The sequence below is a fragment of the Actinoplanes nipponensis genome, from assembly GCF_016862275.1.
GTDB lineage: Bacteria > Actinomycetota > Actinomycetes > Mycobacteriales > Micromonosporaceae > Actinoplanes > Actinoplanes nipponensis.
The window spans coordinates 142770-155411 of record NZ_BOMQ01000065.1 but is presented as its reverse complement, the minus strand read 5'-3'; the positions used below and the strand labels follow the sequence as shown (position 1 = coordinate 155411).

The window sequence follows — 12642 nt, the reverse complement described above, 5'->3', positions numbered from 1 at the left end:
CGGCAGGTTCGCGGCCGTTACCGCAATTCGGGTGGCATCAGACCGCCGGCGCGGGCCGTCCCATGCCCCGGTACTCCCAGCCGGCCCGGGCCCAGAGCAGCGCGTCCAGGCAGTTCCGGCCGTCGATGACGCGCTTGGCGGCGACGAGCTCGCCGAGCGCCTGCGGGTCGGCGTTGCGGAAGTCGGCCCATTCGGTGAGAACGCACACCAGCTCCGCGCCGGTGACCGCCTCGGCCATCGAGCTCTCGTAGTGCAGGGCCGGCTGGGCGACGCGGGCGTTCTCCATGCCCTGCGGGTCGTAGACGTGCACGTCGGCGCCGGCCTTGGCGAGCGCGGCGGCGACGGCCAGCGACGGCGCGTCCCGGACGTCGTCGGAGTTGGGCTTGAACGCGGCGCCGAGCACGGCGATCCGGGTGCCGGACAGGTCCGGGCCGGCCGGCCCGGAACGGCGGTCGAGCAGCTCGGCGGCCAGCTGGAGCACCTTGCTGCGGCGGCGCTGGTTGATCAGGTCGACCTCGTGCAGGAAGCGCAGGGCCTCGCCGGCCCCGAGTTCCTGGGCGCGGGCCTGGAAGGCGCGGATGTCCTTGGGCAGGCAGCCGCCGCCGAAGCCGACGCCGGCCTGCAGGAAGCGGTTGCCGATCCGGGGGTCGTAGCCGATGGCCCGGGCGAGCTGGGTGACGTCGCCGCCGGCGACCTCGCAGACCTCGGCCATCGCGTTGATGAAGCTGATCTTGGTGGCCAGGAACGCGTTCGCGGCCACCTTGACCAGCTCGGCGGTGGCGAAGTCGGTGACCACCAGGGGCACCTCGCGGTCCTCGGTGGCGGCCAGGTCGAAGACGCCCTTGTGCGCGGCGTACAGCATGCCGTTGGCCCACTCGGACTTCACCCCGACCACGATGCGGTTGGGCCGCAGCACGTCCTCGACGGCGAAGCCCTCCTGCAGGAACTCGGGCGACCAGGCCACCTCGATGCCCAGCTCCGGGTCGGTGTGCTTGGCGACGAGCTGCTCGATCCACTCGGCGGTGCCGACCGGGACGGTGGACTTGCCGACGATCAGCACCCGGCGGGTCAGGTGCCGGGCGAGATTGGTCACCGAGGTCTCGACGTACGACAGGTCGGCGCCCATGCCGTCGCCGCGCTGCGGGGTGCCGACGCAGATGAAGTGCACGTCGGCGAAGTCGGCGACCTCGGTGTACGACGTCGTGAAGCGCAGCCGGCCGGCGGCCAGGTTGGTGCGCAGCAGCTCGTCGAGCCCGGCCTCGTGGAACGGCACCTGCCCCGCCGCCAGCTTGGCTATCTTTGCCTCGTCGACGTCGAAGCCGAGGACCTCGTAGCCGAGCTCGGCGAAGCAGATCGCGTACGTCGCACCGAGGTAGCCCGTGCCGAGGAAGGCCAGCCGGGGGCGGGCTGCGCCGGACGACGGCTCCACCTCGGCGAAAGCGGGCACGGCGGGGTGGTTCGGGTACGGGATGGTCACGGGGAGAGACTCCACTCACCTGGGGGCAGGGCGGGGGACCTGCGCCGAAACGTGGCATTCACCTTCTCATGACGGCGCCACCAAGGTCCGCGCGCCGTCGCGGCGAAGGATAGTGCGCGTACCCTACGCGTCGGTAACATTGGCGGGAGCCGCAGAGGAGAGGGCCACAACCATGCCTGATTTCGACGTGTACCAGCTGCCGGAGGACCACGAGACCATCCGTGCAGCCGTCCGTGAGGTGTGTGACGCCCGGGTGGCGCCCCACGCGGCCGAGGCCGACGAGAGCGCCGAGTTCCCGAAGGCCTCCTACGACGCCCTGCGGTCCTCGGACTTCCACGCCCCGCACATCCCGGTCGAGTACGGCGGCGCCGGCGCGGACGCGCTGGCCACCGCGATCGTGATCGAGGAGGTGGCCCGCGCCTGCGCCAGCTCGTCGCTGATCCCGGCGGTGAACAAGCTGGGCACGATGCCGCTGATCCTGGCCGGGTCCGAGGAGCTGAAGCAGAAGTACCTGACCCCGGTCGCGGCGGGCGAGGCGATGTTCTCGTACTGCCTGTCGGAGCCGGAGGCGGGCAGCGACGCCGCGTCGATGTCGACCAGGGCGGTCCGCGACGGCGACTACTGGGTGCTCAACGGCGTGAAGCGCTGGATCACCAACGCCGGCGTGTCGGAGTACTACACCGTCTTCGCGGTCACCGACCCGGCCGCCCGGTCGCGCGGCATCTCCGCGTTCGTGGTCGAGAAGACCGACGAGGGCGTCAGCTTCGGCGCGCCGGAGAAGAAGCTCGGCATCAAGGGCAGCCCGACCCGCGAGGTCTACTTCGACAACGTGCGCATCCCGCTGGACCGGATGATCGGCGCCGAGGGCACCGGCTTCGCGACGGCGATGCTGACCCTGGACCACACCCGGGTGACCATCGCGGCGCAGGCGGTGGGCATCGCCCAGGGGGCGCTGGACTTCGCCAAGGGGTACGTCAAGGAGCGCAAGCAGTTCGGCAAGGCGGTCGCCGACTTCCAGGGCATCCAGTTCATGCTGGCCGACATGGGCATGAAGCTGGAGGCGGCGCGCCAGCTGACGTACGTGGCGGCGGGCAAGAGCGAGCGCGGCGACGCCGACCTGACGTACTTCGGGGCGGCGGCCAAGTGCTTCGCCTCGGACGCGGCGATGGAGATCACCACGGACGCGGTGCAGCTGCTCGGCGGGTACGGCTACACCCGCGACTACCCGGTCGAGCGGATGATGCGCGACGCCAAGATCACCCAGATCTACGAGGGCACGAACCAGGTGCAGCGGATCGTCATGGCGCGCCAGCTGCTCAAGGACTGACCGCCGTCCGTCAGGCCGCACCGCGCCCGAGTGGCTCGGGGCGCGGTGCGGGTGACGGGGCGCTGGGCCGCTGTCGGGCTACCGGTGGGTCGCGTCGTCCTGGGCCGGTGGGCGCGGGGCGGGCAGCGTCAGCGGCCGGGTGTCGTCCGCCGCCTCGTCGGCCGGGCGTTCCAGGCTGCTCACCGTCGTGACGGAGCGGTCCGGGTTCGCCCGGGTGGTCGCCCCGGCGGGCGGCGGAGCCGGCGGCGTCAGCAGCGTCGTCGGGTCATCGCCCGGATCGGGACGCTCGGCCGCCACGATCGACGTCTGCTCGCCGGGATCGGTCACCGGCGTCGCGACCGTGACGGCCTCGGCCGGTGCCGGGAAGCTCAACAGCTGGGTGCGGTCGCCGGGCGGCTCGACCGTGCCGGCCCGGATCACCTGGGTCTGCTCACCCCGGTCGGCGGCCGCCGCGGACCGGCCGTCGGCTCGGGGCAGCGCGAGGAGCTGAGTCCGCTCGTCGCCGTCGTCGGGGAAGGCCGCGGTCACGTCGGACCCGGTCACGTCCTGCGTCGTCTCTTCCCCGGGCGTGGACCCGGGCCGACCCGGCCTGATCGCGCCCGGCTCGACCACGTCGCGGGTGGTCTCGTCCGCGGCCACGTCGCGGGTGGTCTCGTCCGCGGCCATGTCGCGGGTCGGGTCGTCGAGGCCCGAGAGCGTCGCGGTGGCGTCCTCGCTCGCCGCCACGTCCTCGGTCGCTTCCTCGGCGGCGGCCGGCACGACCTCGGTGGGTTCCTCCGCGCCCGGCTGCCGCCCGAGCCGCATGACGGTCGTCTTCTCGTCGTCGTCCTCGGTCGCTGCCATCGGCCGCCCCGGCCCGACGACCTGCGTAGCCTCCTCCGCCGACCCTGCCGACCCTGCCGACCCTGCCGGCCCCGCCGGGCGGCCCAGGCCGACGACCTGCGTCGCGTCCCCGGCCGGCCCCATCGGCCGGCCCGGCCCGACGACCTGCGTCGCCTCCGCCGCCGACCCGCCGAAGCCCGGGCCGGACCCGGGCCGCTGCTGCGGGATGACCGCCGTTCGTTCCGAGGCCATCGGCGTGCCGGCCACCGCCGCCGCCCCGCGCGCCCGCCCGATCGTGCCCACGAACAGGATCTCCGGCGGCTCGAAGCCCCGCCAGCGCCGCGCGCTCAGCGCCGTCGCCACCAGCGGCACCGCCAGCAACACCGCCAGCCCGTAGCCGGGAGTGCTCAGGTCGAACCCGTCCGAGGCCACGTTCCCGGGCCAGACTCCGGCGTAGGACGACGGCGCGAGCCGGGCCCAGGCGCCGACGCCGAGGAAGGCCAGACCGGCCAGCAGCGGGCCCAGCGGGGAGATCGGGGAGAACAGCAGGATCGCGTACGCCGCCCCGGCCAGCACCAGCAACAGGACGCCGGACAGCGACTCGATGCCGCCGTTGTCGCGGGCCCGCCCGGTCAGGTCCTGGTCGAAGCCGACACCGCAGAGGATCCAGACCGCCGGGGCCAGGACGAGGGCATACAGGATGGATCTCAGATGGCGCACGTGCGGACCGTACCCGGCTGCGGCAACGGCGCGGAAGTAACGTGTCGGACATGAGTGACCAACCCGTGGGACGAACGACCTCGCACTCGCGGGTCACCCTCAGCCGGATCATGAACGCGACCGACGTCAACCTGTACGGCACGGTGCACGGGGGCGTGCTGATGAAGTTCGTCGACGACGTCGCCGGCGCGGCCGCGGCCCGGCACAGCGGCGGTACGGCCGTCACCGCCGCCATCGACGAGATCATCTTCGTGGAGCCGGTGCGGGTCGGTGACCTCGTGCACGCGTACGCGCAGGTGAACTGGACCGGCAGCACCTCGATGGAGGTGGGCGTGAAGCTGACCGGCGAGCGCTGGGACACCGCCGGCGGGGAGCCGCTCACCGTGGCCACCGCGTACCTGGTCTTCGTCGCCGTCGACGTCTCCGGTCATCCCCGGGCCGTGCCCCCGGTGCTGCCCGAGTCGCCGGAGGACGAGCGCCGCTTCCGGGAGGCGATCATCCGCCGCGAGCACCGCCTGGCCCGCCGCAAGGCGATCCAGGACGCCCGCTCCGCTCCGGCTGAGTGATGATTAAGGTGGGCGCATGACGACGGGCACAGTGCTGTGGACCCCGCCGGCGGACGTCCTCGAGACGTCCCGGATGGGTCGGTTCCTGACCTGGCTGCGCGCCGAGCGCGGCGTGGACGCGGCCGACTACGCCGAGCTGTGGCAGTGGTCGGTCACCGACCTCGCCGGCTTCTGGCGGGCGGTCTGGGACTACTTCGACGTCATCGCGCACACCGAGCCGACCGCGACGCTGCCCGACGCGACCATGCCGGGCGCGCGCTGGTTCCCCGGCGCCACGCTGAACTACGCCGAGCACGTGCTGCGGATGCCCGGGCTGGCCGACGACGATCCGGTCGTCCTCGCGTACTCCCAGACCCGGGAGCCGGTGACGCTCACCGCCCGGCAGCTGCGCGACCAGGTCCGGCGGGCCGCCGCCGGGCTGCGCCGGCTGGGCGTCGGCCCGGGCGACCGGGTTGCGGCCTACGCGCCGAACATCCCGGAGACGTACGTCCTCATGCTCGCGACCGCCAGTCTGGGCGCGGTCTTCTCCTCCTGCGCGCCCGAGTTCGGCTCGCGCAGCGTCATCGACCGGTGGACCCAGATCGAGCCCAAGGTGCTGGTCGCGGTCGACGGCTACCGCTACGGCGACAAGGCGGTGGACCGCCGCGCCGAGGTCGCCGAGATCCGCGCCGCGCTGCCCAGCGTCGAGCACGTCATCACGATCGGGTACCTGCACGGCGGCGGAGACTGGGCCGAGCTGGACGGCGACGACCCGCTGAGCTTCGCCGCGGTCCCGTTCGACCACCCGCTCTACGTTCTCTACTCCTCCGGCACCACCGGCCTGCCCAAGCCGATCGTGCACGGCCACGGCGGCATCCTGCTCGAGCACCTCAAGATGCTCGCGCTGCACCACGACCTGGGCCCGGGCGACCGGTTCTTCTGGTTCACCACCACCGGCTGGATGATGTGGAACTTCCTGGTCTCCGGCCCGGCGGTGGGCGCGGCGATCGTGCTGTTCGACGGCAACCCCGGCCATCCCGACCTGGGCGCGCTGTGGCGGCTCGCCGCCGAGCAGGGCATCACCTACTTCGGCACGTCCGCGCCGTTCCTCATGGCCTGCCGCAAGGCCGGCGTCGTGCCGCCGCCGAACGCGGTCCGGGGGGTCGGCTCGACCGGCGCGCCGCTGCCGGCCGAGGGGTTCCACTGGGTGTACGAGGCGCTCGGCGACCGGCCGCAGCTCCAGTCGCTGTCCGGCGGCACCGACGTGTGCACCGGGTTCGTCGGCGGCACCCCGCTGCTGCCGGTGATCGAGGGCGTCATCTCGTGCCGGGCGCTCGGCGCCCGGGTGGAGGCGTACGACCCCGACGGCAAGCCGGTCCTCGGGCAGCTGGGCGAGCTGGTGGTCACCGCGCCGATGCCGAGCATGCCGGTGGGCTTCTGGAACGACCCGGACGGCCGGCGGTACTTCGAGGCGTACTTCGACGTCTATCCCGGGGTGTGGCGGCACGGCGACTGGATCACCATCGCCGAGGACGGCACCTGCGTCATCACCGGCCGCTCCGACGCGACACTCAACCGCGGCGGGGTCCGGCTGGGCACCGCCGAGTTCTACACGGTCGTGGAGAACGTGCCCGGCGTCGTCGACTCGGTGGTCGTGCACCTCGACGCCGACGGCCAGGACGAGCTGCTGCTCTTCGTCGTGCTGGCCGAGGGCGCCGAGCTGGACGACGAGCTGCGCGGCCGGATCCGCGCCGAGCTGCGGGCCGCGCTCTCGCCCCGGCACGTCCCCGACGAGATCCACCAGGTACGCGCGGTGCCGCGCACGCTGTCGGCCAAGAAGCTGGAGGTCCCGGTGAAGCGCATCCTCACCGGCGTCCCGGCCGAGCGGGCCGCCGCCTCCGGCGCCCTGGTCAACCCCGAGTCGCTGACCGCCTTCGAACGGCTGGCGACGTCACGTCAGTCGGAGCGTGACCCGCTCTGAGGCGGACCGGCTCTCGACCCGCGCCGGGTCGAGGTGGCCGCAGAGCACGATGCTGGCCCCGGCGATCAGCGGCGCCAGCAGCCAGTCGGCCGGGTCCGGGTAGGCGCGGGCGTCCACCAGCACCCGGTCGCCGGGCTTGATGCCGAGCTCGGCGGCGCGTTCGGTGGCGGTGCGGCAGACCGACAGGTGGCTCTCCTCGACCGGGCCGGCCAGCGCCCGGTCGTTGCGGTCCACCGGCGCGGAGGCGACGAACCGGTCGCCGAAGCCGCGTACCTCGATCGTGTAGTCGATGAAGCCGGGCGGCACCTCCCGCAGCGGCGCGGCCAGCGGGAGCAGGCCGGTGGCGTACCGGTCGCCGGTGGACCAGGCCGCCGCGACCTCGGCGCGCTCCGGTGTGGTGAAGAGCACCTCCACCGGCTGCGGGTCGGGCCCCAGGTCGGCGGCGAGGCCGGCCGACCACCCGCCGAGCAGCACCGCCGCCGTCTGCCAGTGCGGCGGCAGCAGCACGGCCACCGAGTCGCCGGAGCCGAGGCCGACCCCGTCGACCAGCAGGTTGGCGGTCTTGGCGACCCAGTTGTCCAGGGTCGCGCCGGACAGCTCGGTGCGGTCGCCGCTGGCGTCGTCGTACCAGGTCAGCAGGGGCGTGGTGGGGTCGCGGCGCACGGCTGCCGCGAGGGCCGCCGGAATAGTCTCCATCATCGGAGCTGACGATAGTCCGTTGACGGTGGGTGACCGTCCGATCTCGGCTCGGCGTGGCCGCGCGGGGGACTCGGAAAGGTCGTGCGCACGACGGTGTCGCGGTCGACACGGGACCCATCGAGCGGCGTACCCTTGCCAGTGGTCTGGCCCACAGCCCCCGAGGAGTTGCCACGTGACCGCCGGTCGTCCACCCCGAGTCCTCGTCGACGCCACCAGCGTCCCCGCCGACCGGGGCGGTGTCGGCAGATACGTCGACGGGCTCCTGGGCGCCCTCGCCGAGATCGGCCCGGAGCGCATCGACCTGGCCGTCGTCGCCCAGCGTTCGGATGCGGAGCGTTACTCACGCATGCTGACCGGCGCTGAGGTCATCGCCGGCCCCTCGGCGGTCGCCCACCGGCCCGCCCGGCTGGCCTGGGAGCAGACCGGCCTGCCGCTGCTGGCCCAGCAGGTCGGCGCCCAGGTGCTGCACTCGCCCTTCTACACCTGCCCGCTGCGCGCGGGTTGCCCGGTGACGGTCACTGTGCACGACGCGACGTTCTTCACCGAACCGGAGCATTACGACAACACCAAGCGGACGTTCTTCCGCAGCGCGATCAAGACCTCGCTGCGCCGCGCCGCGCGGGTCATCGTGCCCAGCAAGGCGACCCGCGACGAGCTGATCCGCCTGCTCGACGCCGACCCGACGCACATCGACGTGGCGTACCACGGCGTGGACCACACCGCGTTCCACGCGCCCACCGAGGAGGAAAAGGCCAGGGTGCGGGCTCGTCTGGGCCTGACCGATGCAGGCTACGTCGCCTTCCTGGGCGCGAAGGAGCCGCGCAAGAACGTGCCCAACCTGATCCGCGGCTGGGCCCGCGCGGTGGCCGACTGGCCGCGCCCGCCCGCGCTGGTCGTCGCCGGCGGCCAGGGCCACGACGACGACATCGACCGGGCGGTGGCCGAGGTGCCGTCGCACCTGCGCCTGCTGCGCCCCGGCTACCTGCGGTACGCCGACCTGCCCGGCTTCCTCGGCGGCGCGCTGGTGGCCTGCTACCCGTCCTTCGGCGAGGGCTTCGGGCTGCCCATCCTCGAGGCGATGGCCTGCGCCACGCCGGTGCTCACCACGCCGCGGCTGTCCCTGCCGGAGGTCGGCGGCGACGCGGTGGCGTACACGACCGAGGACCCGGACCGCATCGCCGAGGACCTCGCCGACCTGCTGCACGACGAGCCACGCCGGCTCACCCTGGCCAAGGCGGGCTTCGACCGGGCCAAGGAATTCAACTGGTCGACCAGCGCCGAGGCCCACGTCGCGACGTGGAACAGGGTGGCGGCATGAGGCTTGGCGCCCAGCGGTAACCTGCGCTCGTTACACTCCGTGCGCATGAGTGAGAACCAGGGCGCGCTGTACGCCGTCATTCCCGCGGGTGGAAGTGGCACTCGTCTATGGCCGCTCTCGCGGGCCGGTCACCCGAAGTTCCTGCACCCGCTGACCGGCACCGACGCCTCCCTGCTCCAGGCGACCGTCGACCGCCTCAGCCCGCTGGCCGCGCCGGAGAAGGTGCTTGTGGTGACCGGCGTCGCCCACGCGGCCGAGGTGTCCCGCCAGCTGGCCGCGGTGCCGGTCGAGAACATCATCGTCGAGCCGTCCCCGCGCGACTCCTGCGCGGCCATCGCCCTGGCCGCCGCGGTGATCGCGCGCCGCGAGCCCGAGGCCCTGATGGGCTCGTTCGCCGCCGACCACCTCATCTCGGACGGCCCCGGCTTCATCAAGGTGATCGAGCACGCGATGGCCGGCGCCCGCCAGGGCCTGCTGATGACGCTCGGCATCACCCCGACCCGCCCGGAGACCGGCTACGGCTACGTCCAGTGCGGCGGCCAGGTCGGCGACGGCGCCGTGCTGTCGGTCGAGGAGTTCAAGGAGAAGCCCTCGTACGACGTGGCCGAGAGCTACGTGAAGTCGGGCAACTACCTGTGGAACGCGGGCATGTTCGTCTGGCGGGTGGACGTCTTCCTGACCGAGCTGGCCCGCCAGCAGCCCCAGCTGCACGCGGGCATCTCCCGGATCACCCAGGCGTGGGACACCTCGTCCCGCGAGGAGGTCCTCGGCGAGGTCTGGCCGACGCTGCCCCGGATCTCGGTGGACTACGCGGTCATGGAGGGCGCGGCCACGGTGGGCCGGGTCGGCACGGTCCCGGGCGACTTCGGCTGGAACGACGTGGGCGACTTCCACACGCTGGGCGAGGTGCTGACCGCGGACAGCGCGGGCAACGTGGTGGTCGGCAAGGACGCGTCGGGCCAGCAGTCGGTGCTGCTGCGCGAGACGGAGAACCTGGTCGTGGTGCCCAACTCCGGCCGGCTGGTGGCCGCCCTGGGGGTGCGGGACCTGATCATCGTGGACACCCCGGACGCGGTGCTGGTCTGCCCGCGCGAACGCGCCCAGGAAGTGAAGTCCCTGGTCGACGACCTGCGCAACAAGGGCGAGCTGCACTACATCTGATCGGGCCGGCCCAGCCTGGCGAAGGCCGGGGCCAGCTGCTGGACGACGCCGTCGGCCAGCGGCGAGGGCAGGTCATCGGCGGTGAACCAGCCCAGGGCGGCCGACTCGTCGCTGATCCGCTCGACCGCGCCGGGCGGGCAGACCGCGAGGAAGCGCACGTCGTAGTGGTGGGTGGGCCCGGCCGGCTCACCCGCCGCCGCGGCGCAGCGCACCGGGTGGATGTCCACGTCGATCGGGTCCGGGTCCAGCCGCAGCCCGGCGATCCCGGACTCCTCGGTGGCCTCCCGCAGGGCGGCCACCGCCAGCGTGCCGTCGGCCGCCTCGCAGTGCCCGCCGACCTGCATCCACAGGCCCAGCCGCCCGTGCAGGCAGAGCAGCACGCGACGCCGCTCGTCGACGATGAGCGCGCTGGCCGTCACGTGGCCCGGGCGGTGCCGCCGGGTCATCGCCACCGGGCCCGCGGCGAGCAGCTCCTGGGTGCGCTTGCGGGCCAGGTCGGCCGCCTCGGAGGTGGCCCGCCAGCGGCCGAGGGTCTCGACGGCGTCTTCGAACAGGGTCACAGCGTCTTCGAACAGGGTCACAGCGACATCCCTCGGGCGGCGGACACCGCGACGATCGCGGCGGTGTCCTCGTAGGTGACGACGGTCGACAGACCCTCGGCGGTGAGTGCGGCGCGGAGCCGGTGCACGTCGGCGCCCAGGCGCATCAGCGCGTCCGGCGTCGCCCGCCGGGGAGCGCAGCGCAGCGTTCCCGCCGCGGTGGTGACCACCTCGGTGCCCTCGGCCAGGCTCCCGGCCACGGTGGCCAGGGCCCGCGCGACGGCGTCGGGCGCCGCCGGAGCCGGGCCGGCCGGGGCGTCCGGGAGAGTGGCCGCGTCGCGCAGGCCGGCCGCGCGGGCTTCGGCCGTACCGAGGGAGAACATGTCGCTGGCGGCGTCCCGCAGCAGGGCCACCGCGCCGGCGCCCTGATCCGTGCCGGCGCCCGGGTAGCCGCGCACCACCGCCACCGGCACCTGGTCGCACTTGCCCTTGACCAGCTCGCCCGCCGCCGCCAGCTCGTCGATCACGGCCATCTGGGTGAGCTGCAGCTCGTTGCCGTACGGGTCGATCTCGCCCCGGTGATCGCGGAACGGCTCGATGCCGGCCGCGCCCAGCGCGACGTCGGTCAGCCCGTTGCGCCAGGCCCGGCCCATCGTGTCGGACACGATCACGCCCACCCGGAGGCCGCGCTCCAGCAGCGCGTCGCGCAGGGCCCGGGCCGACGCGTCCGGATCCGCGGGCAGCAGCACCAGGTGGGTCTTGTCGACGTTGGACGCGTCGATGCCGGCGGCGGCCATCACGAACCCGTGATGGGTCTGCACGATCGCCGTCGGGCCGTGGCGGGCCACCACCCGGCGGGTCTCGGCGGCCAGCGCGCGTTCGCGGGCCGCCTCGCGCTCCGGTCCGTCGGCCGGGACCTCGACCAGGCGGCCCTCGGCCTTCGACACGATCTTGCTGGTCACCACCAGCACGTCCCCGTCGCGCAGCCAGGGCGCGTTCGCCGTGATCAGCTCGGCCAGGTCGTCGCCGATCGTCACGTCGCCGATGCCGCGGACCGGGAGCACCTCGAGCCCGTCCATCAGGCCACCCCCGCCAGCTCCAGCGCCGCGGTCACCATCGCGGCCGTCGCGTCCTCGTCGCGCATCCACAGCGGGACGGCCCGGGTCGTCACCCCCGGGATCGCCGTGCCCTCGTCGGTCGTGTCGACCAGCCAGCCGTCCAGCAGGCCGCGGTCGGCGCGCGCGCCGTACAGGCCGCCGACGCCCGCCGCGCTCACCTCGACGCCCAGCGTGGCCAGGCAGCGGTCGGCCATGCCGCGCACCGGCGCGCCGCCGATGATCGGCGACACCCCGACGACCGGCGCCGGGCCGTCCAGCACGGCCTCCTTGAGCAGCGGTACGGCAAGGATCGGCGCGATGCTGACCACCGGGTTGCTCGGCGCCACCAGCACCACGTCGGCCGACCCGATCGCCTCCAGCACGCCGGCCGCCGGTTTCGCCGCCTCCGCCCCGACGAACACGAACCGGTGCGTCGGCACGGCGCCGCGGTGGCGCACCCACCACTCCTGGAAGTGGATGGCCTTGCGCTCGCCGTCGACGTCCACGACCACGTGGGTCTCCAGCCGGTCGTCGGTGGCCGGGAGCAGGGTCAGGCCCGGCTGCCAGCGCTCGCACAGCGCGGCGGTGACCGCCGACAGCGGGTAGCCGGCGTTCAGCATCGTCGTGCGGACCAGGTGGGTGGCCGTGTCCTTGTCGCCCAGGCCGAACCAGGAGGGCTCGGCGCCGTACCGGGCCAGCTCCTCCTTGACCACCCAGGTCTCGCCGACCCGGCCCCAGCCGCGTTCCGGGTCGGCCGCGCCGCCCAGGGTGTACATGACGCTGTCCAGGTCGGGGCAGATCTGCAGCCCGTGCAGGCGCACGTCGTCGCCGACATTGACCACCGCCGTGACGTCGGCGCCGATTCGCCGGGCGTGGGCGCGCACGCCCACCAGGAACCGGGCGCCGCCGATCCCCCCGGTCAGGACCACGATCCGCATCCGACCATCCTTGCGCAC

The 12642-nt window shown here is 73.6% G+C and carries 11 protein-coding genes; 5 read left to right on the top strand and 6 right to left on the bottom strand.

The features are described 5' to 3' along the window. Window positions 1-37 precede the first annotated feature (37 nt). The gene (locus Ani05nite_RS28830) at window positions 38-1477 is read right to left on the bottom strand and encodes a UDP-glucose dehydrogenase family protein (RefSeq protein WP_203773507.1); all 1440 of its coding nucleotides are present in this window, start codon (window positions 1475-1477) and stop codon (window positions 38-40) included. Between the two features lie 172 nt (window positions 1478-1649). Between Ani05nite_RS28830 and Ani05nite_RS28825 the strand changes: the two genes are divergently transcribed. Further along, the gene (locus Ani05nite_RS28825) at window positions 1650-2804 is read left to right on the top strand and encodes an acyl-CoA dehydrogenase family protein (RefSeq protein WP_203773505.1); all 1155 of its coding nucleotides are present in this window, start codon (window positions 1650-1652) and stop codon (window positions 2802-2804) included. A 78-nt stretch (window positions 2805-2882) separates the two neighbouring features. Here Ani05nite_RS28825 and Ani05nite_RS28820 read toward each other — a convergent pair whose 3' ends face one another. Then, complete coding sequence (locus tag Ani05nite_RS28820; protein ID WP_203773504.1) at window positions 2883-4346, bottom strand: prolipoprotein diacylglyceryl transferase; 1464 nt, start codon at window positions 4344-4346, stop codon at window positions 2883-2885. A 50-nt stretch (window positions 4347-4396) separates the two neighbouring features. On the opposite strand from Ani05nite_RS28820, the gene Ani05nite_RS28815 reads away from it, so the two are divergent. Together Ani05nite_RS28815 and Ani05nite_RS28810 are read left to right on the top strand one after the other, a co-directional pair. Continuing rightward, complete coding sequence (locus Ani05nite_RS28815; protein WP_203773502.1) at window positions 4397-4912, top strand: acyl-CoA thioesterase; 516 nt, start codon at window positions 4397-4399, stop codon at window positions 4910-4912. Between the two features lie 16 nt (window positions 4913-4928). After that, window positions 4929-6872, top strand: coding sequence for an acetoacetate--CoA ligase (locus Ani05nite_RS28810; protein WP_203773501.1), 1944 nt, complete (start codon window positions 4929-4931; stop codon window positions 6870-6872). Here Ani05nite_RS28810 and Ani05nite_RS28805 read toward each other — a convergent pair. Then, the gene (locus tag Ani05nite_RS28805) at window positions 6843-7571 is read right to left on the bottom strand and encodes a TIGR03089 family protein (protein WP_203773499.1); all 729 of its coding nucleotides are present in this window, start codon (window positions 7569-7571) and stop codon (window positions 6843-6845) included. The genes Ani05nite_RS28810 and Ani05nite_RS28805 overlap by 30 nt on opposite strands. A gap of 172 nt (window positions 7572-7743) precedes the next feature. On the opposite strand from Ani05nite_RS28805, the gene Ani05nite_RS28800 reads away from it, so the two are divergent. Further along, window positions 7744-8889: a glycosyltransferase family 4 protein gene (locus Ani05nite_RS28800; protein ID WP_203773497.1), complete on the top strand. Its 1146-nt coding sequence runs from the start codon at window positions 7744-7746 to the stop codon at window positions 8887-8889. 45 nt (window positions 8890-8934) lie between these two features. Next, complete coding sequence (locus tag Ani05nite_RS28795) at window positions 8935-10050, top strand: mannose-1-phosphate guanylyltransferase (protein ID WP_203773495.1); 1116 nt, start codon at window positions 8935-8937, stop codon at window positions 10048-10050. Here the strand turns inward: Ani05nite_RS28795 and Ani05nite_RS28790 are convergent. The 3 genes from Ani05nite_RS28790 to cofD are packed head-to-tail and all read right to left on the bottom strand — an operon-like array spanning window position 10041 to window position 12624. Then, window positions 10041-10631, bottom strand: coding sequence for an NUDIX hydrolase (locus Ani05nite_RS28790; RefSeq protein WP_377883047.1), 591 nt, complete (start codon window positions 10629-10631; stop codon window positions 10041-10043). The genes Ani05nite_RS28795 and Ani05nite_RS28790 overlap by 10 nt on opposite strands. Next, window positions 10628-11668, bottom strand: coding sequence for a coenzyme F420-0:L-glutamate ligase (locus Ani05nite_RS41450; RefSeq protein WP_239130719.1), 1041 nt, complete (start codon window positions 11666-11668; stop codon window positions 10628-10630). The genes Ani05nite_RS28790 and Ani05nite_RS41450 overlap by 4 nt, the downstream gene beginning before the upstream one ends. Next, window positions 11668-12624 carry a 2-phospho-L-lactate transferase gene (cofD, locus tag Ani05nite_RS41445; RefSeq protein WP_239130718.1) on the bottom strand — a complete coding sequence of 319 codons (957 nt, stop codon included), beginning with the start codon at window positions 12622-12624 and terminating at the stop codon, window positions 11668-11670. The genes Ani05nite_RS41450 and cofD overlap by 1 nt, the downstream gene beginning before the upstream one ends. Window positions 12625-12642 lie beyond the last annotated feature (18 nt).

Coding starts and splice junctions, on each gene's coding strand:
- Ani05nite_RS28825 (WP_203773505.1), top strand. CDS start 1,650: ATGCCTGATTTCGACGTGTACCAGCTGCCGGAGGACCACGAGACCATC.
- Ani05nite_RS41450 (WP_239130719.1), bottom strand. CDS start 11,668: ATGGACGGGCTCGAGGTGCTCCCGGTCCGCGGCATCGGCGACGTGACG.
- Ani05nite_RS28815 (WP_203773502.1), top strand. CDS start 4,397: ATGAGTGACCAACCCGTGGGACGAACGACCTCGCACTCGCGGGTCACC.
- cofD (WP_239130718.1), bottom strand. CDS start 12,624: ATGCGGATCGTGGTCCTGACCGGGGGGATCGGCGGCGCCCGGTTCCTG.
- Ani05nite_RS28795 (WP_203773495.1), top strand. CDS start 8,935: ATGAGTGAGAACCAGGGCGCGCTGTACGCCGTCATTCCCGCGGGTGGA.
- Ani05nite_RS28810 (WP_203773501.1), top strand. CDS start 4,929: ATGACGACGGGCACAGTGCTGTGGACCCCGCCGGCGGACGTCCTCGAG.
- Ani05nite_RS28805 (WP_203773499.1), bottom strand. CDS start 7,571: ATGATGGAGACTATTCCGGCGGCCCTCGCGGCAGCCGTGCGCCGCGAC.